This is a genomic window from Allobosea sp. Root670, assembly GCF_001429415.1.
Lineage (GTDB): Bacteria > Pseudomonadota > Alphaproteobacteria > Rhizobiales > Beijerinckiaceae > Allobosea > Allobosea robiniae.
This window is the reverse complement of sequence record NZ_LMJU01000001.1, coordinates 689351-713528: the sequence shown is the minus strand read 5'-3', so window position 1 is coordinate 713528 and position 24178 is coordinate 689351. Positions and strand designations below refer to the sequence as shown.

The 24178-nt window shown below is 67.4% G+C and carries 18 protein-coding genes; 12 read left to right on the top strand and 6 right to left on the bottom strand.

Annotation, left to right across the window (positions count from 1 at the left end; translation table 11 throughout):
- Positions 1 to 5: 5 nt before the first annotated feature.
- Entirely contained in the window at positions 6 to 1511 is a 1506-nt protein-coding gene (locus ASE61_RS03255) for an ABC transporter substrate-binding protein (RefSeq protein ID WP_061964555.1), read from the bottom strand.
- Positions 1512 to 1813: 302 nt separating this feature from the next.
- Between ASE61_RS03255 and otnK the strand changes: the two genes are divergently transcribed.
- Genes otnK through ASE61_RS03240 form a run of 3 tightly spaced genes read left to right on the top strand, consistent with a single transcriptional unit; the run spans position 1814 to position 6032 of the window.
- Positions 1814 to 3079 carry a 3-oxo-tetronate kinase gene (otnK, locus tag ASE61_RS03250; RefSeq protein WP_061964553.1) on the top strand — a complete coding sequence of 422 codons (1266 nt, stop codon included), beginning with the start codon at positions 1814 to 1816 and terminating at the stop codon, positions 3077 to 3079.
- A 59-nt stretch (positions 3080 to 3138) separates the two neighbouring features.
- A complete protein-coding gene (locus tag ASE61_RS03245; protein WP_061964551.1) occupies positions 3139 to 4473 on the top strand; it encodes a malonyl-CoA decarboxylase in 1335 nt (444 codons plus the stop codon).
- A 29-nt stretch (positions 4474 to 4502) separates the two neighbouring features.
- Positions 4503 to 6032 (top strand): malonate--CoA ligase, encoded by a 1530-nt coding sequence (locus tag ASE61_RS03240; RefSeq protein ID WP_082617053.1) that lies wholly within the window; start codon positions 4503 to 4505, stop codon positions 6030 to 6032.
- Positions 6033 to 6163: 131 nt separating this feature from the next.
- On the opposite strand, the gene ASE61_RS03235 is transcribed toward ASE61_RS03240, so the two are convergent.
- A complete protein-coding gene (locus ASE61_RS03235) occupies positions 6164 to 6928 on the bottom strand; it encodes an MBL fold metallo-hydrolase (protein ID WP_061964549.1) in 765 nt (254 codons plus the stop codon).
- A 96-nt stretch (positions 6929 to 7024) separates the two neighbouring features.
- A complete protein-coding gene (locus ASE61_RS03230; protein ID WP_061964548.1) occupies positions 7025 to 7618 on the bottom strand; it encodes an NADPH-dependent FMN reductase in 594 nt (197 codons plus the stop codon).
- Positions 7619 to 7694: 76 nt separating this feature from the next.
- On the opposite strand from ASE61_RS03230, the gene soxR reads away from it, so the two are divergent.
- Entirely contained in the window at positions 7695 to 8150 is a 456-nt protein-coding gene (gene soxR / locus ASE61_RS03225) for a redox-sensitive transcriptional activator SoxR (protein ID WP_061964546.1), read from the top strand.
- A gap of 3 nt (positions 8151 to 8153) precedes the next feature.
- Here the strand turns inward: soxR and ASE61_RS03220 are convergent, their stop codons facing one another.
- Positions 8154 to 8954 (bottom strand): creatininase family protein, encoded by an 801-nt coding sequence (locus tag ASE61_RS03220; protein WP_061964543.1) that lies wholly within the window; start codon positions 8952 to 8954, stop codon positions 8154 to 8156.
- A gap of 148 nt (positions 8955 to 9102) precedes the next feature.
- Between ASE61_RS03220 and ASE61_RS03215 the strand changes: the two genes are divergently transcribed.
- From ASE61_RS03215 to ASE61_RS03205, 3 genes are read left to right on the top strand one after another with little or no spacing between them, the layout of a single operon-like run.
- Complete coding sequence (locus tag ASE61_RS03215; protein WP_061964541.1) at positions 9103 to 10134, top strand: ABC transporter substrate-binding protein; 1032 nt, start codon at positions 9103 to 9105, stop codon at positions 10132 to 10134.
- 35 nt (positions 10135 to 10169) lie between these two features.
- Positions 10170 to 10976 carry an ABC transporter ATP-binding protein gene (locus ASE61_RS03210; protein ID WP_061964539.1) on the top strand — a complete coding sequence of 269 codons (807 nt, stop codon included), beginning with the start codon at positions 10170 to 10172 and terminating at the stop codon, positions 10974 to 10976.
- A 59-nt stretch (positions 10977 to 11035) separates the two neighbouring features.
- Positions 11036 to 11848 (top strand): ABC transporter permease, encoded by an 813-nt coding sequence (locus ASE61_RS03205; protein WP_061965558.1) that lies wholly within the window; start codon positions 11036 to 11038, stop codon positions 11846 to 11848.
- 17 nt (positions 11849 to 11865) lie between these two features.
- Here the strand turns inward: ASE61_RS03205 and ASE61_RS03200 are convergent, their stop codons facing one another.
- Positions 11866 to 12723 carry a hypothetical protein gene (locus ASE61_RS03200; protein WP_061964537.1) on the bottom strand — a complete coding sequence of 286 codons (858 nt, stop codon included), beginning with the start codon at positions 12721 to 12723 and terminating at the stop codon, positions 11866 to 11868.
- A 303-nt stretch (positions 12724 to 13026) separates the two neighbouring features.
- Between ASE61_RS03200 and ASE61_RS03195 the strand changes: the two genes are divergently transcribed.
- From ASE61_RS03195 to ASE61_RS03175, 5 genes are all read left to right on the top strand, one after another.
- Positions 13027 to 14172, top strand: a complete 1146-nt coding sequence (locus ASE61_RS03195; RefSeq protein WP_061964535.1) for an ABC transporter permease — start codon at positions 13027 to 13029, stop codon at positions 14170 to 14172.
- Between the two features lie 2 nt (positions 14173 to 14174).
- Positions 14175 to 15005 (top strand): ABC transporter ATP-binding protein, encoded by an 831-nt coding sequence (locus ASE61_RS03190; RefSeq protein ID WP_061964533.1) that lies wholly within the window; start codon positions 14175 to 14177, stop codon positions 15003 to 15005.
- Between the two features lie 3 nt (positions 15006 to 15008).
- Positions 15009 to 16151, top strand: a complete 1143-nt coding sequence (locus ASE61_RS03185; protein ID WP_061964531.1) for an MlaD family protein — start codon at positions 15009 to 15011, stop codon at positions 16149 to 16151.
- A 4-nt stretch (positions 16152 to 16155) separates the two neighbouring features.
- The gene (locus ASE61_RS03180) at positions 16156 to 16761 is read left to right on the top strand and encodes an ABC-type transport auxiliary lipoprotein family protein (RefSeq protein ID WP_061964529.1); all 606 of its coding nucleotides are present in this window, start codon (positions 16156 to 16158) and stop codon (positions 16759 to 16761) included.
- A gap of 195 nt (positions 16762 to 16956) precedes the next feature.
- Positions 16957 to 17670, top strand: coding sequence for a DNA helicase (locus ASE61_RS03175; RefSeq protein ID WP_061964527.1), 714 nt, complete (start codon positions 16957 to 16959; stop codon positions 17668 to 17670).
- Positions 17671 to 17758: 88 nt separating this feature from the next.
- Here ASE61_RS03175 and ASE61_RS03170 read toward each other — a convergent pair whose 3' ends face one another.
- On the bottom strand, positions 17759 to 24001 hold the full coding sequence (locus tag ASE61_RS03170; protein ID WP_082617051.1) for a hypothetical protein: 6243 nt from the start codon (positions 23999 to 24001) through the stop codon (positions 17759 to 17761).
- Between the last annotated feature and the right edge of the window lie 177 nt (positions 24002 to 24178).

Below are 24178 nucleotides of genomic sequence, written 5' to 3'. Positions count from 1 at the left end.
CGCCCTCACGAGCGCTTCAGCCCGGCCAGCCGGATCATCCCGTCCGGATTGATCGCGAAGCCCTGGATATTGGAGCGCATCGCGAAGAACACCGTCTGGTTGTAGAGATAGATGATCGGCAATTCGTCCTGCAGGATCTTCTGCGCGGCGTCGTAGCGCTTCTTGCGCTCGGCCGGCTCATAGATCGTGCGGGCCTCGTCGAGCAGCTTGTCGACTTCCGGATTGGCGTATTTGCCGTCGTTCTGGTTGCCCTTGGAATGGGCGAAGGGGTGGATGTTGCCGTCGGGGTCGATGCGGCCGGACCAGCCGACGCGGCTCATCTGGAACTTGCCCTGCTGCTGGTCGCGCAGCTGGCTGGCGAATTCGGTCGAGCGGATCTGGATGTCGATGCCGGCTTCCTGCGCCATCGCCTGGATCACCTGCCCGAGCTGGGCGTCGACCGGGTTGTTGGTGACGAAGAGCTCGACCGAGACCTTGGGCTGCCCGGCCTCCTTGAGCAGCGCCTTCGCCTTGGCGAGGTCGCGGGCCGGAATCGGCAGATCGGCGCTGACGTAGAAATTGCCGGGGTTGAAGGGCTGGTTCGATGGCGCATAGAGCCCCTCGAACACGACCTGGCTCAGTACCTTGCGGTCGATCGACAGCGAGAGCGCCTGGCGCACGCGCTTGTCCTTGCCCATCGGCTGGTTGGCAGCCTCGCCGTTGTTGGTGTTGATGGTGATGCCCTGGTAGCCGAGATTGGCGACGCTCTCGACCTTGAGCGACTTGTCCGATTGCGCGGATTTCACGTCGGTGGGGGCCAGCCGCTCCAGCATGTCGAGTTCGCCGGAGCGCAGATTGGCGAGCCGCACCGTCGTGTCGGGAATGGCGCGGTAGAGGATGCGGTCGAAGCTGTATTTGTCGGCCTCCCAATGCTCCTTGAACTTCTCCAGCACGATCCGGTCGTTCTGGACGCGCTCGACGAATTTGTAGGGGCCGGAGCAGATCGGCTTGGCCGCGACGTCGCCGGAGAGGCTCTTGGGCGAGAGCATCATGCCGGCGCGGTCGGTGAGCTGCGAGAGCAGCGTGGCGTCCGGGCGCTTGAGCTTCAGCACCAGCGTGGTGGCATCGGGCGCCTCGATTGTGTCGACCGAGGCGAGTTCGGCCTTGCGCAGCGAATCGGGCAGGGTACGGGCACGCTCGAGATTGGCCTTGGCGGCCTCGGCGTTGAAGGCTTCGCCATCGTGGAACTTCGCATCGCTGCGCAGCTTCATCGTCAGCGTCAGACCGTCGGAGGAGAAGTTCCATTCGGTCGCCAGCCGCGGCACCAGCTTCAGCTCCGGCGTGATGTCGACCAGCCGGTCGCACAGCCCCATGAAGACGATGCGGCCCACGAAGGTCCGCGCCTTGTGCGGGTCGAGCATGTCGGGGTCTTCCTGCAATCCGATCCGCAGGGTCGACGGGGCCTGTGCCAGTGCCGGCAACGTCGCGAGCGCGAGCGCGGCAGCCGAGATCGCAACCTTCAAAAGCTTCATCTTTTTCCCCTCGTTCCGGACGTTGTCGGCGAACGTTCCCGCCGCGTCATCAGCGGGTCGTCCTGCTCAATTCGTTCCTTGTGGCACTAACCTGACTCAGATCGCGCGCGCCGTCGATGATGCGCCGCATCAATTCGCAGGCAGCCTTGCCTGTCCCGTGGGCAGGCGCGGCTTCGCCGGGAAACGGGGTTCCATGTCCGGGGCGGACGTGCACGATGCGGCCATGGCGGTCGTCACCTGCATCGGCAGAGGCTAGAACGCGTTCGACAAGGCAAGGCCCGCGCGGGCAGGGGAGATTGGGCATGCTGCTGGGCGTGATCGCCGACGATATGACAGGCGCGACCGATGTCGCGCTGATGCTGAACCGGGCGGGCATGCGGACCGTGCAGGTCATCGGCGTGCCCCCGGCCGGCTCCGCCCTGCCGGAGGCCGATGCCGTCGTCGTCGCGCTGAAATCGCGGACCAACCCGGTCGCGGAGGCCGTCGCGGATTCGCTCGCCGCCTGCGAGGCGCTGCTGAAGGGCGGCGCGCGCCAGATCCTGTTCAAATACTGCTCGACCTTCGATTCGACGGCCGAGGGCAATATCGGGCCGGTGGCGAATGCGCTGGCGGAGCGCCTCGGCGCGAAGCTCGCCATCGTCTGCCCGGCTTTTCCCGCGAATGGCCGCTCGATCTATCAGGGCTATCTTTTCGTCGGCGCGGTGCCGCTCCACGAAAGCTCGATGAAGGATCACCCGCTGACGCCGATGCGGGATTCGAACCTGATGCGATTGATGTCGGTTCAGGCAAAGACCGATGTCGGCCTCGTCGACTACGCCACCGTGCTCGCCGGCCCCGCCGCGGTGAAGGCGCGCCTCGCCAAATTGCAGGCCGACGGCGTCCGTTATGCCGTGACCGACGCCCTGACTAACGAGGACCTGATGACGCTCGGCCACGCCGTGTCCGAGCATGTCCTGCTGACCGGAGGCTCCGGCATCGCGATGGGCCTGCCGCAGAATTTCCGCCGCGCCGGCCTGCTGCCGGAGCGGCCCGGCCCTGTGGAGCTGAAAGCACCGGCCGGCCGTGCCGGCATCATTTCCGGCAGCTGCTCGACCGCGACGCGCGGCCAGATCAAGGCGGCGCTGGAGGCCGGCTATCCCGCGCTCAAGGTCGCTCCCTTCGCTCTGGTCGATGGCAGCCAGAATGCGGAAGGCCTTGCCGCCTGGGCGCTGGCGCAGCCGGCCGACAAGCCGTTCCTCGTCTATTCCAGCGACGACCCGGCCGAGGTCGCGGCGGTGCAGGACAAGCTCGGCCGCGAGAAGGCCGGCAGCATCGTCGAACATGCCTTTGCCGAGGTCGCGCGGCTGCTTGCCGAGGGCGGCGTGACGCGGCTTCTCGTCGCGGGTGGCGAGACCTCGGGCGCGACCGTGCTGGGCCTTGGCATCCGCACGCTGGAAATCGGCCCTGAAATCGATCCCGGCGTGCCCTGGACGCGCGTGGTCGACGGGCCGGAGATGGTCGTGGCGCTGAAATCCGGCAATTTCGGCACGCCGGACTTCTTCCTGAAGGCCTGGAGCCTGCTGCGCTGATGCCCGATTTGCCTGCGCTGAATCTCGTATAGGATCAGCCTTCCGAACTGGGAGCCGGCATGGATATGGCATTTCTCGGCGAACTCCTGACCAACGTGGCGGATCGCGGCCGCGCGCTGATCGGCTTCGAGCGTTTCCTCGGCAACCGCTCGCGCCCGATCGACAAGCTCTGCGAGGACCTGCTCTCCGGCCGCGGCGAGGCGTCGGGCATGGCGCTGGCGCAGGCCGTGCTGGAAGCCTTCCAGCGGCTCGACAAGCCTGGCCGGCTCGCCTTCTTCACCATGCTGCGGGAGCGCTTCGGTCCCGATCACGAGCGGCTCGACGCGGCGATCGAGGCCTATCGCGCCAAGCCCTATCCGGCGACCGTCGCTGCCCTGCATCAGGCGTCCGAGCCGCGCCGGCAGGAGCTGTTTCGTCGCCTGAACCTCGCCCCCGAGGGCACCCATGTGCTGGTGCGGATGCGCGAGGCCCTGTTCGAGGCCATTGCGGCCGAGCCGGAGCTCAAGGGCATCGACGAGGATTTCCGCCATCTCTTCGGCTCCTGGTTCAACCGCGGCTTTCTCGTCCTGCGCCGCATCGACTGGCGCACGCCCGCCAACGTCCTGGAGAAGATCATCCGCTACGAGGCGGTCCATGAGATCCAGGGCTGGGATGATCTGAGGCGCCGGCTGGAGCCGGCTGATCGTCGCTGCTTCGCCTTCTTCCATCCGCAGCTCGTCGACGACCCCCTGATCTTCGTCGAGGTCGCGCTGACCGGCGATACCCCGCGCAGCATCGGCGAAGTTCTGGAGCCCGAGCGCGAGGTCCTCCCCGCGCAGCAGGCGACGACGGCGGTGTTCTATTCGATCTCGAACTGCCAGGAGGGCCTGCGCGGCATCTCCTTCGGTAATTTCCTGATCAAGCAGGTGGCCGAGGACCTCAAGCGCGAACTGCCGGGGCTCGACACCTTCGTCACGCTCTCGCCGGTGCCCGGCTTCGCGCGCTGGCTCGCCGGCGTTGCGGAAGAGCCGGGCGATCTCGTTCTCACTAACGAAGAGCGCGCCGAACTGGCCCGCCCGGCCGGCGAGACGATTTCGCTCGACGAGGCCACACGCGCGCGCCGCGACAAGCTGCTCGGCCAGATGATGGCGCAGTACATGCTGCGGGCGCGCACCGCGTCTGGCCGCGTGATCGATCCGGTCGCGCGCTTCCATCTCGGCAACGGCGCACGGTTGGAGCGGATCAATGTCGGCGGCAATCTCTCCGCGCGGGGCCTGCGCGAGTCGCATGGCGTGATGGTCAATTATCGCTATGACCTCGACGACATCGAGACCAATCACGAAGCCTTCGCCACCCGCAACACGGTGGTGGCCTCGTCGAGTGTGCGCAAGCTGCTGCGCCCGGCCACAAGCTGATACGGAAACGCCTGAAAGGACCCGAAATCATGGGCAATCATCTCTTCGACCTGATCCGCTCGCGCATGCCGGCGCCCGACGCGCCCTTCGCGCTGCTCGATGACGGCAGGCGTTTCTCCTATGGCGACATGGTCGCGGTCTCAGCGCGCTTCGCCGATGCGCTGGTCGGGCTCGGCGTCAAGCCAGGCGACCGCGTGGCGGTCCAGGTGGAGAAGAGCTTCGAGGCGCTGATGCTCTATCTCGGCACGGTCCGGGCCGGCGCGATCTTCCTGCCGCTCAACACCGCCTATACCCCGGCCGAGATCGAGTATTTCCTGGGCGATGCCGAGCCGGCCGTCTTCGTCTGCGATCCCGCCAAGGCCGAGCCGTTGCGCCCCTATGCCGAGAAGGCCGGCGCGAAGCTCGAGACGCTCGGCATCGGCAACGGCAGCCTGCTCGACAAGGCCAATGCCGCGTCGAGCGACTTTACCGACGTCGCGCGAGGGCCGGACGATCTCGCCGCGATCCTCTACACCTCCGGCACGACGGGCCGCTCCAAGGGCGCGATGCTCAGCCACGACAACCTGTCGTCCAATGCGCTGGCGCTGGTCGACTACTGGCGCTTCACGAAGGGCGACGTGCTGCTGCATGCCTTGCCGATCTTCCACACCCACGGGCTCTTCGTCGCGACCAACGTGATCCTGCTCGCTGGCGCCTCGATGATCCTGCTGCCGAAATTCGATCCTGAGCAGGTCTTCAAGTACCTGCCGCAGGCGACGAGCATGATGGGCGTGCCGACCTTCTATGTCCGCCTGCTGCAGGACGTCCGCCTCAGCAAGGAGGCGACGAAGCATATGCGCCTCTTCGTCTCCGGCTCGGCGCCGTTGCTGGCCGAGACGCATCGTGAATGGCGCGACCGCACCGGCCACGCGATCCTCGAGCGCTACGGCATGACCGAGACCAACATGAACACCTCGAACCCCTACGAGGGCGATCGCGTCGCCGGCACGGTCGGCTTTCCGCTGCCGGGAGTCTCGGCCCGCGTCACCGAGCCCGAGACCGGCAAGGAGATCGCCCGCGACGAGATCGGCATGATCGAGGTCAAGGGCCCGAACGTCTTCAAGGGCTACTGGCGCAATCCCGAGAAGACGGCCGCCGAGTTTAGGCCCGACGGCTTCTTCATCACCGGCGATCTCGGCAAGATCGATCCCGCCGGCTACGTCCATATCGTCGGGCGCGGCAAGGATCTGATCATCACCGGCGGCTACAACGTCTATCCCAAGGAAGTCGAGACCGAGATCGACGAGATGCCGGGCGTGATCGAGAGTGCCGTCATCGGCGTGCCGCATCCGGATTTCGGCGAGGGCGTCACCGCGTGCGTGGTCTGCAAGCCCGGCGCCGAGATCACCGCGAAGGGGATCGCCGCGGCGCTGGAGCAGCGTCTCGCCAAGTTCAAGCAGCCCAAGCAGGTCTTCGTCGTCGCCGAGCTGCCGCGCAACACCATGGGCAAGGTCCAGAAGAACCTGCTGCGCGAGCAGTACAAGGATATCTACGCCAAGCAATTGAAGGCGGGGGAGTAAGCCCCTCTACCTTCATCGCGTGTCATCCCGGCCGGAGCGAAGCGAAGAGCCGGGATCCATGCCTGAACTGTTCCGGAATGGATCCCGGGTCTCCCTGCGGTCGCCCGGGATGACGGCATGTGCGGGGTGATTCACACCAGCGCCGGCACGCCGAGTTCGATCGTCTCGCCATCGGCGGGGATGCGCAGGCGTCGCGTGTCGACGCCGCGTGCCTTCGCCGCCTTGCGCAAGGCGGCACGGCTGACGGTGGCGTGGTCGAGCGCCTCCATATGCGTCGCGATGATCGTCGCGAGCGGGAAGGCCTCGGCGAGGTCGAGCGTCTGCTCGTCATCCATCACGATGAGCGTGTTGTCCCACATCGCCCCGCAGGAATGACTGACGATCACGTCGGGGCCCGTCGCCGTGGCGGCGTCGCGCAGCGGCGGATAGAGCACGCTGTCGCCGCACCAGTAGAGCGTCGGCTCGCCCGGCGCCTCGAAGCTCAGGCCCATCACCGGCCCCATTTTCTCGACGACCGAGCCGGTGCCGTGCTGAGCCGCATGCCGCTTCAGGATGATCGGTCCCAGCCTGACATAGCAGTCGACCGCCGTGATTGAGGAGAAGCCTGCCTGCGCAATCGCCGCCTCGTCGCCGGGCCGGCAGATGATCGGCAGGTTCTTCGGGATGCGCTCCTTGGCGACCTCGTCGAAATGGTCGGCATGGAGATGCGAGACGATCACGGTGTCGACGCCGGCGATGATATCCTCGATCGGTTCGGGCAGGTCGACCATCGGGTTCTGCGACCGCCCGGTGAAGGAGCGGCGGCTGTGCCGCGGCCCGAAATCGGGGTCGATCAGGAAGGTCCTGCCGCCGAAATCGAGTTTCAGCGTCGCGTTGCGGAGAAGTTTGAGCTTCATATCCGTTCCTCGTCCCAGGGGCAGGCATTGTTCCGCATCCCGCCACGGTGAGACCAGTTCGGATTTGTGAAGCTCTTTCCACGTTCGCGTGACGTATCAGGCCGCGGCGAACTGGCCGTAGGGCACGCTTTCGCGCGCCTTGCGCAATGCGCTTGCCCACCAGTGGAGTTGCGCCAGCATCGTCGCCATCGCCTGTTCGGCCCGGTCGGCATCGCGCAAGGCGCCCTCCGCGTCGAAGCGACTCCAGACATCGGCGAAGGCGACGCCGTCGCGGATCGGCGCGGCATGCAATTCCCCGAAGACGAGGCGCAATTGCTCGACGGCGCGCAGGCCCCCCGAGATCCCGCCATAGGAGACGAAGCCGACCGGCTTGCCGCGCCATTCCGGCCCGACGGCGTCGATCAGGAACTTCAGAATCGCCGGATAGCCGCGGTTGTACTCGGGCGTCACCACGACGAAGCCGTCGGCCCAGCCGATGATGCTCCTGAGCTCTTCAAGCGCTGGGTGCTTGCCGCTGACATGGCGCGGGGGCAGGTCGATCTCGCCAGGGTCGACGACCGCGAGGTCGAACGGACCGTCGCCCGCGATCTGGGAGATCGCCCAGCCGGCGACCTTGTCGCAGAAGCGGCCTTCGCGGCTGCTGCCATAGATCAGGGCGAGCCTGATCCGCGTATCGACCTTCTGGTGCATGGAAACGCTCCGGTTTGCATCACGGGAGCGGGGCTTATAGAACCTCAAGTAAGGTTAAGGTCAAGAGGCGTTTCCGATGTCCCTGCAGGCGCGTTTGCCGGGCGAGTTGAGTGTCGGCGATGTCGCGCGCCGCAGCGGGCTCGCCGTCTCGGCATTGCATTTCTACGAGGCGGAAGGGCTGATCCGCAGCCACCGCACCGCGGGCAACCAGCGCCGCTATGCCCGCGAAGTGTTGCGCCGGGTCGCGATCATCAAGGTGGCGCAGCGCGCCGGCATTCCGCTGAAGACCATCCGCGAGGCCTTCAAGGCGCTGCCGCAGGAGCGCACGCCGACCGTCGCCGACTGGACGCGGCTCTCGTCGGCCTGGAAGCAGGAGCTGGAACGCCGCATCGACCGGCTGACGCGGCTGCGCGATCAGCTCAACGGCTGCATCGGCTGCGGCTGTCTCTCGGTGCGGGATTGCCCGCTGCACAATCCGTTCGATCGCCTGGCCGAGGAGGGGCCGGGGCCGCGCCTCCTCGATCCGGAGTGAGGCTCAGCCCGCCTTGTAGAGCGTATCGAGCGGCATCCGCGCGACATCCGCCATCAACTGGGCGAAGCCCTTCGCCTGCAGCGCAGCCGTCGCCTTGCCTTTCGCCGCGGTCGCGAGGCTGGCATCGCCGGCCGCACCGGCGCGGTTCACGTCCTGCGCCATCCAGGCGAAGGCATGCGGGCCGGTCGGGCGCAGATGGGTATAGCCTTCTTCGGCCATGGTCACGGTATGCGGCTTGAACAGCGCAGCCCGGCTCATGTCGACGAGGTCCGGCCGGAAATGCAGCATCAGCGAGGTCTCGACATCGCCGCCATGGATGCCGTGGCGGATGTCGAGTTCGCCATAGAGCCCGTCGGGCAGGCCGAAGGACATCCAGGCCGTGCAGACGGCGAGCATGCCGTGGTCGACGCGCAGCTCCCGTGCTGCGATCTTCATCGGGTCGACATTGCCGCCATGGGAGGTGATCAGCACGAGCTTGCGCAGGCCCGCCCGCTTCACGCTCTCGCCGATCTCGATCCAGGAGCGGACGGCGCTTTCCCAGCCGATCGTGACCGTGCCCGGCGAATGCAGATGCTCGTTCGACTTGCAGACGGCCTGCGTCGGCAGGATGAGCACGTCGAGATCATCAGGCACCAGCGGCATCGCCTCCGCCAGCATCCCGTTCATCACGGTGGTGTCGACCGAGACCGGCAGATGCGGGCCGTGCTGCTCGATCGCCGCCAGCGGCAGCACCGCGACGGTGCGGTCAGGCGAAAGCGTGGCGAAGTCGGAGCTCTTCAGGTCGCCCCAGAAACGTGCGGTCATGATCAGGCCTGTCAGGAGCCGGTGCGATCGCCTTGTTTCTGTGCAGAAACCCGGCGGCACGGCGTTGCATTGTCCCGTCGTCCTATCGCATGGGATAAGGAGACGGGCCAGTGGCCGGGCCGGCCGCAGCGTGAGGGGAGAGAGCGAGATGACGACGATGAAATATCGCGTGAACCGGCGCGCCGCGCTCGGGCTGATCGGCGGCTCCACCGCGTCCCTGCTGATCCCCGTGCCGGGCGCGCGCGTCAACGCGCAGACGCTCGACAAGGTCAGCTACCAGACCAATTGGCGCGCCCAGACCGAGCATGGCGGCTTCTATCTCGCCGCCACCAACGGCATCTACAAGAAATACGGGCTCGACGTGGAGATCCGCCCCGGCGGCCCGCAGCAGAACCCGACCCAGCTCCTGCTCGGCGGCCGTGTCGACATGATCATGGGCAACTCGCTGGAGGCGCTGAGCTTCGCCCACGAGAACCTGCCCTTCCTCTGCATCGCCTCGATCTTCCAGAAGGACCCGCAGGTCCTGATCTCGCATCCCGGCCAGGGCAACGACACGCTCGCCGATCTCAAGGGCAAGCCGATCCTGATCGCGGCGCAGGCCCGCGTCGGCTTCTGGCCCTTCCTGAAGCTGAAATTCGGTTTCCAGGACGAGCAGATCCGCCCCTACACCTTCAACATGGCGCCGTTCCTGGCCGACAAGAAGCTGACGCAGCAGGGCTTCCTCTCCTCCGAGCCCTTCGTCATCCGCAAGGCGGGCGTCGATCCGGTGGTGCATCTCCTCGCCGATGCCGGCTTCGAGAACTACAACACCACGATCACGCTTTCCCGGAAGATGGTGCAGGAGAAGAAGGACGTGGTGCAGCGCTTCACCGACGCGACGCTGGAGGGCTGGGCCGAGTACATGAAGGGCGGCCCCGGCAACGAAGCCGCCAATGCCCGGATCCTGAAGGACAATCCCGACATGGATCAGGAGAAGATCGATTACGCGCTCAAGGTGATGAACGAGCGCGGCATCGTCGTCTCCGGCGACGCCAAGACGCTCGGCATCGGCGCGATGACCGATGCGCGCTGGGCGAGCTTCTACAAGACGATGAGCGAGGCCGGCGTGGTTCCGGCCGGCGTCGACGTGAAGAAGGCCTATAGCCTCGACTTCGTCAACAAGGGCATCGGCAAGGGCTGAGCCGGACGAGCGCTGCTGAAAAGATGACTGCGACGATGGACGAGACGAAGCCGCAACCCGCCGCGAGCACTCCGCTGGTGGCGGTCCGGCATGTCTCCAAGCAATTCGCGAACGGCACGCTTGCCGTTCGCGACGTCGATCTCGAACTGGGGGCAGGGCAGTTCATCAGCCTGCTCGGCCCTTCCGGCTGCGGGAAATCGACGCTGCTGCGCATGATCGCAGGGCTGGGCGCGCCTAGTTCCGGCACGATCACCTGGCCGGGCGAGACCGGCGAGGCGCAAGGGAACGCCGGCCATGGCGCGCGCGATCTCGGCTTCGTCTTTCAGGACCCGACGTTGATGCCCTGGGCCAGCGCGCTGGCCAACGTCATGCTGCCGCTGAAGCTCAAGGGCGTTGCAAGGGCCGAGGCGGAGGCGCGCGCCGCCGAGATGCTGGCGCTGGTGGGGCTCAAGGGTTTCGAGAAGTCATACCCACGCGAACTCTCCGGCGGCATGAAGATGCGGGTCTCGATTGCGCGTGCGCTGGTGATGCGGCCGAAGATCCTGCTGATGGACGAGCCCTTCGCGGCGCTCGACGAGATCACCCGCCACCGCCTCAACGACGACCTGCTGGCTTTGTGGGAGCGCGAGCGCTTCACCGCCGTCTTCGTCACGCATTCGGTCTTCGAATCCGTCTATCTCTCGCAGCGTATCGTGGTGATGGCGGCCAGGCCCGGCCGGGTCATGGCCGACCTTTCGGTCGACGCCGCCTATCCGCGCGACGACCTGTTCCGGACCTCCGGCGAATACGCCCATCTCTGCCGCGTCGCCTCCACCAAGCTGAAGGAGGCGATCGGCCAATGAGCGTGCCTGTCGAAACGCAGAGGTCCGGTGGCACGGATGCGCAGGCGCTGCCCGTCGCCATGGCAGAGGCTCGCGTCCTCGGCCTGCCGGTCAGCGTCTGGCCGCGCATCCTCGCCCCGCTGGTGATCGGCGTCGCCGTGCTGGCGCTCTGGGAGTTCGCGGTCCGCTGGAACGAGATTCCGCACTATGTCCTGCCGGGGCCGATCCTGGTCGGCCAGACGCTGGTCGCGGACTGGGGCACGCTCTCCGGCTCGCTCTGGGTCACGCTGAAGATTACATTCATGGCGCTCGCCGCGGCGGTCGTCGTCGGCGTGACGCTAGCGGTGCTGTTCAGCCAGTCGAAATGGCTGGAAATGGCGCTGCTCCCTTATGCCGTCATCCTGCAGGTCACGCCGATCGTCGCCATCGCCCCGCTGATCATCATCTGGGCCAACGATATCGACCTGTCGCTGCTGATCTGCGCCTGGATCGTCGCCTTCTTCCCGATCCTCTCGAACACCATCCTCGGGCTGAATTCGGCCGACCACAATCTGGTCAACCTGTTCGAGCTCTACGGCGCCTCACGCTGGCAGACGATGCGCTATCTCAAGCTGCCGGCGGCGCTACCGTACTTTCTGGCGGGGTTGAAGGTATCCGGCGGCCTCGCGCTGATCGGCGCGGTGGTCGCGGAGTTCGTCGCCGGCACCGGTGGCAGCGCTTCGGGGCTGGCCTATCGCATCCTGGAGGCGGGCTATCAGCTCAAGATTCCCCGTGTCTTCGCGGCACTGGTGATGATCTCGCTCTCGGGCGTCGCGATCTTCCTGGCCACGAGCCTGATATCGCACCTGCTGCTGCATCGCTGGCACGAAAGCGCGATCCGGCGCGAGAACTGAGCTGCTGGCAGCCGGACCTAGACGAAATAGGCGAGCTTGCGATCAGCCGGCAGAGCGTCGATCTCGCGCAGGGTGGTTTCCCGGGGGCTCGCCGCCGGGCGTGCGGGTTCCGGTTGTGTGTCGGCCGGATCGCTGAAGACGATATCGTCGTCGAGCAACGGAACGGTGGCGAAACGCGCTTCGGCCGCCATCCGGCCGGTGAACTCCAGCGGGACCGGCTCGCGGCCTCCGGTTGCGACGTCGATATCCTCATAATGGCGCGGCGCGGAGGAGGGAGCCGGCACGGTCATCGCTTCCGCGGTGGCAGCCATCGCCTCGAAGCTCACGCTGCTCTCGCGCGCGGCTTCACCGAAGGCCCGCAGGCTCGAATCCAGCATGGCGATGGTGTCGGCGATCTTGTCGATGCGCTGGACCACGCTGTCGACGATGCCGATCGCAGTCGAGATTTCGGCGGCGCGGCGGTCGAGCGCGTCACAGGCCTCGTCGTCCGCTCCAGTCTCGCGCAGGCCCCAAGCGGCCTCCTGGATGCTCTCGGTCGCGGCGAGCACCGAGCCGGCAGCCTTCTCGATCTGGGCGGCGAGCCCGGACGAGCGGGCCTCGGCCTTGCCGCTGATGCGTTCGAGATCGGTGCGCAGGTCGCTGATCAGCGCGGCCGCCTCGATCAGGTTGGTTTCCCGGCTCGTCTCCTGCACGCCGAGCCCGACGACCCGTTCGATCCGCTGGATCGCGCCGAGCAGTTGCAGCGTATCCGCCTGCCGGTTGCGCTTGGCATATTCGACCATGAACCAGCGGCCACGCGCCGTCTCCATGACCGCGGCTTCGATCGCCTCGTAATCCGCTTCGGTCAATGGTGTCAGCGAGCGCGCGTCGCCCATGACGAATCTGCCTTCGAAGGACCGGCCGAATCAGCAAGGCGGTCGTGACGGGATCGCCCGAGCCTGCCTTGCGATTTCTTAAGGAATTGCTGCCTGCGCCCCGATCTGGAGCAAACCGCCGGCGAAGCGGCCGGTTCCCCTGCCGCCGGGGCTTTGGCAACGGAGCGGAAGCTGCTGGAATGCCCGATGCTTGCCAAGTGGGCGCGGCACGGCAATACAGGGCACGGGGTGGAGGATGGTGCGGCCGGCGACGCGCGGTCGCACGAGGCTGTTTTGGCCAGGGACAAAGGACCTCACGGCGACATGGCGAGCCTCGATACCGCCGAACCGCAGGCGACCTTCCGCGATGATGCGGGCACGCTCGCGGTGGCGCTCTCGGGCTCGTGGAGCGCCGACCGCGGGCCCCGCATCGAAGAGCTGGTCGGCGAGATCACCGAGCGCCTGAACGAAACGCCCGGAGCCCGCATCGACCTGTCGGAGGTGACGCGGCTCGACACGCTCGGCGCCTATGTCCTCAATCGCCTGAAGGCACGGCAGGAGAGGGACGGCGCAGCGGTCGAGCTCGTCAGCAGCAGGCCCGAGCACGGTATCCTCCTGTCCGAGGTCCAGGTCCATGATGACGACCCTCCGAAGCCGCATCGGCATTTCAGGATCGTCGATGTCCTCGTCGATATCGGCGAGGGGGTGGTGCGCTTCGGCCGCGACATGGTGGGCGGTGCCATGTTCCTCGGCGAGGTCGTGGTCGGTTCGGCCAGCGTCGTCCTCGGCCCGCGCAAGTTCCGGGGGCCATCGCTGGTCAACCAGATCGAGCTGATCGCCTTCAACGGCGCGCCGATCATCATGCTGATCTCGTTCCTCGTCGGCTGCATCGTCGCGCAGCAGGGCATCTTCCAGCTCCAGCAATTCGGCGCCTCCGCCTTCGTCGTGAACCTGACCGGCATCCTGATCCTGCGCGAACTCGCAGTGCTGTTGACCTCGATCATGATCGCGGGGCGTTCGGGCTCGGCCTTCACCGCCGAGATCGGCTCGATGAAGATGCGTGAGGAGATCGATGCCTTGCGCGTGATGGGCCTCGACCCGATCGAGGTGCTGATCGTGCCACGCATCCTCGCACTGATCATCTCGCTGCCGATCCTGACCTTCATCTCGGCGATGTCGGGACTGGTCGGCGCCGGGCTGGTGGCCTGGCTCTATGGCGGCATCGGTGTCGATACCTTCCTCGCCCGGCTGCAATCGGTCATCACCTGGAAGCATTTCGCCGTCGGCCTGATCAAGGCGCCCTTCATGGCTTTCGTCATCGGATTGATAGCCTCGATCGAGGGGCTCGCGGTCAAGGGCTCGGCGGAATCGCTCGGCCGTCAGGTCACGGCCTCGGTGGTGAAGGCGATCTTCATGGTCATCGTCGTCGACGGGCTCTTCGCCATGTTCTTCGCCTCGATCGAGTTCTGACGATGGTGCAACAAACCACGCCGTCCCCCGATCGGATTCAGGCGCCCGGCGAGCCCGAGACCGTCATTCGCGTCCGCGACCTCAAGGTCGCCTTTGGTGACAAGGTCATCATGGACGGGCTCGATCTCGACGTGCTGCGCGGCGAGATCCTTGGCTTCGTTGGAGGCTCCGGGCAGGGCAAGTCGGTGCTGACGCGCACGATTCTCGGCCTCGTGCGCAAGCGACGCGGGACGATCGAGGTCTTCGGCGAGGATGTCGACGATCTCAACCTGCAGCAGCGCCGCGTGCTCGAGCGGCGCTTCGGCGTGATGTTCCAGCAGGGCGCGCTGTTCTCGGCCCTGACGGTCAAGCAGAACATCCAGGTGCCGATGCGGGAATACCTTCACCTTTCGCCCGATCTGCTCGACGAGCTGGCGATGGTGAAGCTCGATCTCGTCGGCCTGCCGCGCGACGCCGCCGACAAGGCACCCTCAGAACTCTCGGGCGGCATGATCAAGCGGGCGGCGCTCGCCCGCGCGCTGGCGCTCGATCCCGAGATCGTCTTCCTGGACGAGCCGACATCGGGGCTGGACCCGATCGGCGCCGCCGAATTCGACGACCTCATCATGACCCTGAAGCAGACGCTGGGGCTGACCGTCTTCATGGTAACCCACGATCTCGACAGCCTGTATCATGCTTGCGACCGAATCGCCGCTCTGGCGGACAAGAAGGTGATCGCGGTCGGCACGCTGGCGACGATGCTGGCGTCCGATCATCCATGGTTGAAGGCCTATTTCGGCGGGGAGCGCGCCATGGCCAGGCTGCCGGCGGGAGAGCAGGGACAAAGCAGCTAGACGATGGAATCGCGCGCCAACTACGCACTCGTCGGTCTGTTCACGCTCGCGGTCCTCGCGGCGGCTTTCGGCTTCGTCTACTGGTTCAACAGCGGCGGGACCGGGCGCAAGGAAAATGTCCGCGTCATCTTCACCGGCACGGTGACGGGGCTGGGCCGTGGGTCGAGCGTGCTGTTCAACGGCTTGAGGGTCGGCGAAGTCACCAATATCGAGCTGCAGCCGGACGATCCGCGCCGCATCTACGCGGTGATCCAGGTCGCCAGCACGACGCCGCTGCGCGACGACACGCGCGCGCGCATCGAGGCGCAAGGCCTGGCCGGCGTGGTCGCGCTGCAGCTTATCGGCGGCGATCCATCTGCGCCGGTGCTGATCGCCAAGCCCGGCGAGCCGATGCCGACGATCATCGCCGAGCGCTCCGAACTGCAGGATATCATCGAGACGGTCCGCAACGTCGCGCAGAGGGCCGATGGGATGCTCACGTCGCTCGACGGGTTGATCAAGCAGAACGCCACGCCGATCAACAACACCGTCCGCAACGTCGAGAAGTTCTCGCAGGCGCTCGGCAACAATGCCGAGGGTCTCGACAAGCTGATGGCCGGCTTCGGCAACATCGCCGAGACGATCCAGCCGCTTTCGCAGAAGTTGCAATCGCTGAGCGAGGAGCTGACCGCCGTGGTCCGCTCGGTCGATCGCGAGAAGGTCAGCAACATCATCGCGAATGTCGACAAGTTCACCGGCGCGCTCGGCGGCTCCAGCGCCGACGTCGCGAAGGTGGTCAAGGACGCGGCCTCGATCTCGGCCAAGCTCGACAAGGCGGCCGATCAGGTCGAGGGCGTGCTGCAGGCGGCGAAGGGTTTCCTCGAATCCGGATCTGGTCCCGATGGTCGCAGCGCCTTCCAGGAGGTCGCGGATGCCGCCAAGTCGATCCGGACGCTGGCCGACAACCTCGACAAGCGCACGGCCGAGATCACGGCCGGCATCAGCCGCTTCACCGGGCCGGGCCTGCGCGATGTCGAATCGCTGGCTGCCGACGGCAAGAAGACCCTGACGGAACTCAACCGCACCTTGCGGAATTTCGAACGCAACCCGCAGCAGTTCATCTTCGGCGGCAAGCCGCCGCTCCCCCAATATAACGGATCCCGCTAGCGTCATGACCACCGAGGTTCAGCTTCCTCCGGTCCGCCGGACTCGCCGCTTCCTCCCGGCCCTGGCCCTGGCTGCGGCCGCTCTCCTTGCCGGCTGCGGTGGCGGGGCGACCCCGACCACCTTCGACCTCTCGGCGCCCGGAGGCTTCGGCAAGGTCGGCGGCTCGCGGGGCGCGATGGTCGTGGCCGAGCCGACGGCGGTCCAGGCGCTCGATTCCGACCGCGTCATCGTCAAGGATTCGAGCGGTGCGCTCTCCTTCGTCGGCGGCGCGCAATGGGCAGACCGGGTTCCGGCATTGGTGCAGGCCCGCCTGATCCAGACCTTCGAGAATGCCGGCCGGGTCGGGTCGGTCTCGGGGCCCGGCCAGCGCATCTCGCCCGATGTCCAGCTCAACACCAATATCCGCAGCTTCAACATCGACGCTGCAACGGGAACGGCTGTCGTCGAAATCACCGCCCGGATCGTCGGCGACCGCACGGGGCAGATCCAGCGGGCGCGGCTGTTCTCCGCCCGTGTCGCTGCCGGCGCGGTTGACGGGCCGGGCGCGACCCAGGCGCTCGACCGGGCACTGTCGCAGGTGCTGGTCGAGATCGTGCGCTGGGCGCGCTGAGCGCGTCTCGCCGGCAGGCCGCGATTTCCTTCACTGCGCCTCTGCGCTAGGCTCTGATTCCGGCTCGGCCCGAGCCTCCCCCCTCCAGCCGGGGCAGCATCATCATGCGGGGCATTTCCGACGACCAGACCGACTGTCCGGGCATCACGCATGAGGAGGGATTGCGCCAGCTGCTCGCGATAGGAGGTTCACGTCATGAATTTGTCGGCCCCGATCCATGAGTTGAAGCGCAAGGCCAAGCTGCAGAGCCGCGCAGAACGCATTCCGCTCCACGTCGCGCTTGATCGCATCGCGGCTCAGGAAGGCTATCGCAGCTGGAGCCTGCTCACGGCGAAGCAGCCCGGGATGACATCCGTCCGCGAGCTGTGGCCTCTGCTGGAACCGGGCGATCTCGTCCTGATGGCGGGGCGGCCTGGGCAAGGCAAGACGCTGGCGAGCCTTGCCCTGCTGGCGGAAGCGATGCGGGCAGGGCGCCGGGGCATCTTCCTCACCCTCGAATACACGCCGGCGGATGTGCTGTCCCGTTTGCGCGCGATCAACATCGAGCCGCGTGAGTTCGCGGACCGGTTCGACTGCGATTGCTCCGATGCGATCAGCGCGGACTATATCGTCGCGGCCCTCGGCAACGCGCCGCGCGGCACGGTAGCGGTGATCGATTATCTGCAACTGCTCGACCAGCGCCGCGACACACCGGAGCTGGCGCTTCAGGTGAAGGCGCTGAAGGCCTTCGCGCGGGCGAGGGGCCTGATCCTCGTCTTCATCTCGCAGATCGACCGCTCCTATGCAGCCTCGGGCAAGCCGTTTCCCGAGATCGCGGATGTGCGATTGCCCAATCCGCTCGACCTTGCCTTGTTCGACAAGACCTGCTTCGTGAACCGGGGCGAAGCGCGTTTCCAGGCAGCGGCTTAGGCGGCCGTTCGGCGCTTTCGGCGCGCCCCTGAAAAGCAAAGGCCGCCCTCTCGGGCGGCCTTTCTCGTTTCGATCGGGAAGCGGACGCCTACTCGAAGCGCCCGCTGGCATGGGCCAGCATCGTGTAGACCTTGCCGGTCTCCGAGGTCAGGTAGGTCTTGGCCACCATCGAGTCGCGGTCGTCCTTGGCGGCTTCGCCGAGCAGGCGCTCGAACTCGTCGATATAGCGGTCGACCGTATCCTTGAACTCGGCATCGCGGCGATACTTGCGGCGGATCTCGTCGAAGGTCTGCTGGCCCTGCAGCGTGTAGAGCCTGCGGGTGAAGACGTTTCGTTCGCCGCGCTTGTAGCGGTCCCACAACTCGACCGCGGCATCATGGTCGATCATCCGCGCGATATCGACGGAGAGCGAATCGAGCTTCTCGATCGAATGCGTCGTCGTCTTGCTCGGCTCCGGCTGCTTGTCCTCGCGCGAGGCGCGGGTGAGCAGATCGGAGAGCCAGCCCGCCTTGGGCGGCTGCGCAATCGGCTCCGGCTGGCGGCGCGGCGCTTCCTGCACCGGAGCCGTGCGGCTTGGCGCAGGCGCCGGCTCGGCGCGCGTGCTCCCGCGCGGCGTGGTGGGCTGTTCGGGCTCGCTTGCCGTGGCATCGAGGGACGGCCGCAGCAGCGGTTCCTCCGCGGCCGGGGCGGGCTGGGTTACAGGCGAGAGCACCTGGGCAGGCCGGGCCGGAGCTACCGGGGCAGGGGCGGCAACGGCGGCGGTCACAGCCGCAGTCGCGGCCGAGCGCCGGTTGGCAGCATGGTCGATCGGCAGCGAGACATCGCCGCGCCGGCCGGCGCGCGTCACGATCTCGGTGAGATCGTTCAGTGCCTTGATCTGCTCGGCCACGACCCGGCGCATGGCCGAGGTCGATTCCTGGGCTTCCGCCGGCAGTTCGAGCACGCCGCGCTTCAGTTCGGCGCGGGTCGCCTCCAGCTCGCGCTGGATGTCGCCGGTGATCCCGCGCATGTCCTGCGCCGCCTTCTGGAAGCGCTCGGTCACCTTGGCGATCTCGCCGCCGATCTCGGTCGAGACCTGGGCATAGGCCGCACGCAGGGCCTCCGCTGTGCGCTCGCGCTCCTGGCCGGTGGCGGAACGGATCGCCTCGAACTGTTGAGCGATCGCGTTCGTCGTCGATTCCGCCGAGTCGGACAGGACCGTGCCGATCTGACGGGCCCGCGATTCCGCTGTGTTGAGGGAATCGTCGATCAGCGAGGCGAAGGAGCGGGTGATCGCCTCGACATCGTCGGTGCGGTTGGCGATGAGCCCGTGCAACTGCTCCAGCGCCTCGCGACGCTCGGACAGCGCCTTGCCGACGCGGCCCTCGATCTGCTCCAGCCGGCCGGCGACGGCGTTGAGCGCCGCGCTGCTGGCCTGGGTCGCCTCGTTGAGCGAGGTGCCGCGATCGTCGAGCTGGCCGATCAGCGCGGTCGTCTCCCGCAGCGTGCCTTCCGAGAAGCTCTTCAGCTCGGCGATCTGCGTCGTGACCTGCTGCGAGGCCGAGCCGGCCTCGGCCATCACGGTGCCGATGACGGTCTGCAATTCGCCGACGCGGGTCGACAGGCTGTTCTCGACAGCGGCGAGGTTCTTGTTCGCGCCGTTGACGATCTGCTGCATCAGCTTGTTGGCCTCGCCGAGACGCCCGAGCATGCCGCCGAGTTCCTCGCGCAGCTGCTCGTTGGTGCCGACCAGCGCGTCGACCGATTGCTTCGAGCCGGATTCCAACGTTTCGCGCAGCGCGTTGGACGAGGCTTCGACCGCGTTGGCGATGGCGGCGCCGCGATCGCGCAGGCCGGCGACAAGCGCATTGCCGCGGCTTTCGAGTGCGCGCACCACCGTCTCGCCGACCGTGGCGAACTCGTTGGCCAGCGCTTCGCCGCGCTCATTCAGCGCCTCGACGGCACCGTTGCCCTTGGCATCGAACACGGCGCGGAGGGTCTCGACGCGCTCGTCGATCGACTGGGTGAGCGTCGCACCCTGCTGTCCAAGCGCAGCGACGAGACCGTTGCCCTTGGCGTCGAAGGCGGCGCGCAGTGCCGCGATGCGCTCGTCGATCGACTGGCTGAAGGTTGCACCCTGCTCTCCGAGAGCGGCGACAAGGCCGTTGCCCTTGGCGTCGAAGACTGCGTGGAGAGCATCGACGCGCTGGTCGAGCGATTGCGTGATCGTCTCGCCCTGGCGGCCGAGGGCAGCGACGAGGCCGCTGCCGCTGGCGTCGAAGGCTGCTTGCAGGGCGCTCGTCCGTTCCTCCAGCGACGAGGCCACGGCCGCACCCTGGCGCTCCAGCGCCGTGACGAGGCCGGCGCCCTGGCCCTCGAAGATCTCGCGCAGTTGCTCAGCACGCTGGTCGAGCGCGCCGGAGATGGCGTCGCCACGGCGGCCGAGCGCCGCGACGATGCCGAGTCCGCGATCGTCGAAGAGGGTGCGCAACTGCTCGGCCCGCTCGGTGAGCGCGGCCGCGATGGCCTCGCTCTGGCCGGCGAGCGCCGAGACCATGCCGCCGCCCTGGTCGTCGAACAGGGCGCGCAATTCCTGCGCGCGCTCGGCGAGCACGGAGGCGATGGCCTCGGACCGGCCCTGCAGCGTGGTGGCGATCTCGTCGCCGCGCGTGTCGAGCGTATGCGAGACGGTGTCGAGCCGGTTGACGACGCGCTCCTCGAAGCGCGCGACGCTCTGGTCGAGCGTGTCGGCGATCTGGAGGGCCCGGCCGCCCAGCGTCGCGTTGATCGTATCGGCCTTGTCGCTGAGCGTGCGGGTGAGCGACTCGCTCTTGGAGGTGACGACCTCGCCGATCTCGTCGGCCTTGGCAGCGAGCGCCTTGGTCACCTCGCGTCCGCCTTCGGCCAGCACGCGGGCGATGTCGACCGTGCGCTCGACCAGCGCCTCGTTGAGGGCGGTGGCGCGCGAGCCGAGGCTGCCGTCGATGCGCGCGATCAGGCTGTCGAGCGTGCCGGCGATCTCGGCGCTCTTGGCGCCGGAGCGATCCTCGAACAGCTTGATCTGGCTCTCCATCGCGTCAGCGGCCTCGCGGGTGCGGCTGGCGAGCAGCTCGGCCGCTTCGAGGGCACGCGTCCCGGCCTTGTCGGCCAGCGCGACGCCGTCCTCGGAGATCAGCTTCTCGACCTGCGCGATTCCGGCATGCAGCGCGGTGGTGAGCTGCTGAGCATCGCCGGAGATCTTGGCGGTCAGGGTGCCGCCCTGGACGACGATCAGGTCCTCGAAGGCACCGAGACGCGCGGCGAGCGCATTCTCGACGTCGCGGCCCTGCGTGTCGAACAGCGCCGCAAACGCCGAGAGGCGTCCGCCGAGCGCGGTTTCGATCTCATGTCCACGCTCGTCGAAGAGCTTGGTCAGCGCGTCGTGGCGCAGCGCCAGCGCCTCGTTGAGCGCCTGGGCCCGGCCCTCGACCGAACGCAGCATCGACTCGGCATTGGCCGAGAGCGCCTCGTTCACGCGCCCGCCCTGCTGGGTCAGCGCCAGCACGATCTCGCGGCCGGTGCCGGCGAGCAGGGTGCGCGCATCCTCGGCATGGACGGTGAAGGTGTCGCGCAGCCCCTGCGTCGCCTCGGTGACGCGGTCGGCGACATGGCGGCCGTCGACATTGATCGTCTCGGTGAGCGTGCGGGTGGCCTCGGTCATGCGGCGCGCCAGATCCTCGCTCTGCTCGCCGAGCAGGGTGTGGACCTCGCGGCCGGTGCTGACGAGGTCGCGCACCATGGTCTCGCGCTGCTCGCCGAGCAGGGAGCCGACCTTCTCAGCCGTGTCGCTGACGCTGGCGAGGAAGCCGGTCTGCTGCTGTTCGAGGGCGTTCTGCGCCGCCTCGATGCTGCCGGTGATGCGGGAGGCCAGATGGGCGCCGCGCTCGTCCAGCTGCTGGTCGATGCTGGCGCCGGTCTCGGCGAGGCGGGAGATCAGGGCGTTGCTGCGCTCCGACAGGATGCCATGCACCGAGCGGCCGACATCGGCGACGCGGCTGGCCAAGGCCTGGCTCTCGTTCCCGAGCAGGTCCTTGATCTCGAGCCCGGCCTGCGAAACCTTGACGGTCATCGCGCCGGCCTGCTCGTCGAGCAGGGCGCTGACGCGCATGCCGGTCTCGGACAGGCCGGTGATCAGGCGCTCGCTCTCGTTGCCGACGATGGTGCCGACCTCCTGGCCGGCCTGGGTCAGGCGGCTGACGAGCAGCTCGCTCTCGTCGCGCAGGCGCGTTTCGACGGTGTTGACGGCGCCCGAGACGCTGGAAACCAGAGCTTCGCTGCGCTCCGACAATAGCTTGGCGACATCGGCGCCGGCATTGGAGACGCGCGAGACCGTTGCGTCGCTGTGCTCGCCCATCAGGCTGGCGAGGTTGCGGCCGGCTTCGGCGACACGCTCGACGACGCCGTCGCTCTGCTGGCCGACGAGATCGGCGAGCTCGCTGCCGGCGCTGGAGACGCGGCCGACCAGCTTCTCGGCCTGCTGGTCGAGCAGGGTATGGACGGTCTGGCCGGTTTCGTTGAGGCGGTCGACGAGCTTGCTGCCCTGGTCGGTGAAGAGCCCGTGGACCTGGCCCGCGACGTCGGTGATGCGGCCGGTGAGCGCGTCGCCATGCTGCGCGACAGACTCGCTGAGGGACTGGCTGGCATCGTTGACGCGCAGGATGATCGCCTCGCTGCGCTCGCGCAGCACGTCGTCGACGGTGCGGGCGGTCTCGTTGAGGCGGCTGACCAGCGTATCGCCATGCGTGCCGATCAGGCCGTGGACGTTCTCGCCGACCTCGGTGAGGCGGGTGGCGATGGCTTCGTTCTGGCGGTTGAGCAGGCTGTTGACCCCGCGCCCGACCTCGGCGAGGCGGGTGGTGACGCTCTCGCCCTCGTCGGAAAGCGCGCTGCGCAGCGCCTCGCCGGATTCCGCCAGACGCGCCTGCAGGGCCTCGCTCTGGCTCTCGATCAGCGCGACCATGCTGCGGCTGCTGACCTCGAAGCGCTCGGCCGCTTCCGTGCCACGCGCCGAGATGTCGCGGGCGAGCGTCTCGCCGGTGTTCTTGAGCAGTTCGTTGACGGTCTCGACGCGGCCGGTCAGCGTTTCGGCGACCTGGTTGCCGGTCTCGCTGATGGCGCGGGTGACGTCCTGGGCGCCGGTGGTCAGGCCCTCGGTGAGGACGGCGCCGGTGCGCTCCAGCGAACCGGCGATTTCCTTGGCCCGGCCGTCGAGCATGGTCGAGAGATTGTCGCTGGCTCCTGCCAGCCGCTCGGAAACCTCGCCGGAGGTGACCTGCAGGCGCTCGACCAGGTCGTGGCTGCGTCCGCTGATCTCCTCGATCATCTTTTCGCCGGCGCGGCCGAGCGCCTGGGTGATCTGGTCGCCCTTGGCGCCGAGCGAACCGGTGACGCGGTCGCCGGCCTGCGAGACGGCTTCCGCGATGGCGCGGCTGGCGCTGTCGAGGTCCTTGGCGAGCCCGTCATGGGCGCCGCTGATGGCGATCTTGACGCGCTCGGCATTGCCGACCACGGCCTCGCGCTGGGTGACGAGCTCGTCGATCAGCGAGCGCAGCCGGATCTCGTTATCGGCATAGGCGCGCTCCAGCGTCGAGATTTCGCCGCGCACGATGGTTTCGAGTTCGCCGGCGCGCGCAACCGCGCGCTCGATGCCGTCGCCCATGGCGGCGACCTCGCGGCGGATGGTCTGGCTCAGCGACAGCACGGAATCGGCGCCGGCGACCTCGGGCTCGGCCAGGCGCAGCGCAACCTCGGTCATGGCGCGCGAGATCAGGCGCATCTCCTGGGTGCGGCGATAGAGCGCCGCCAGGACGAAGAAGAACACGACCGGCGCGCCGATCGAGAGCGCGAGCAGCGTCCATTCGCCGATGCCGAAGCTGGCGACCGGCTCGGGCAGGCCGTTGCTGAACGAGCCGTAGCGGCCGAGCAGGACGAAGGCGGCGCCTCCCAGCCAGGCCAGCGACGACAGCGCGGCGAACCAGTAGGGCTTGCGCGACGGGCGCACGGCGAAGGCCTGGACCAGCGAGCTGGAATCGCGGCGGTCGTCATTGGCGACGCGGCTGGTATCGGGCGCGATCGCGGCACGCGGCTGCGCCGGCTGCTGGGGAGGAGTGGCAAGGGCCGGCGGAGGCGACGCCGGAGCCGGCTCGACGCGCGGCAATTCGAGCTTCAGGTCGTTCTCGCTGGTCGAGGGCAGTCGCGGCTCGGTCTCGACCGGCGTCTCGGCGCCGTCCTTGGACTGGTCAAGGCGAAGAGCCTCTTCGATCGCCGACATCGCAGCTTCAGTGGGGTCCTGGAGCTTCTTGGGTCGATTCATCGTTGCCGCCTCGTCACGCTACTGACGATGGGCGCGTACGATGACCACCGTCGCCCCATGCCGCCTCTGGCCGGGTGAACGGAGACACTGCGCCCATCATTTACCAATTGGAAGGGTAGTGGACCCCTGGACCCTTGGAAACCCATTTGACCACGTGATTCACAAACGTCGTTAACG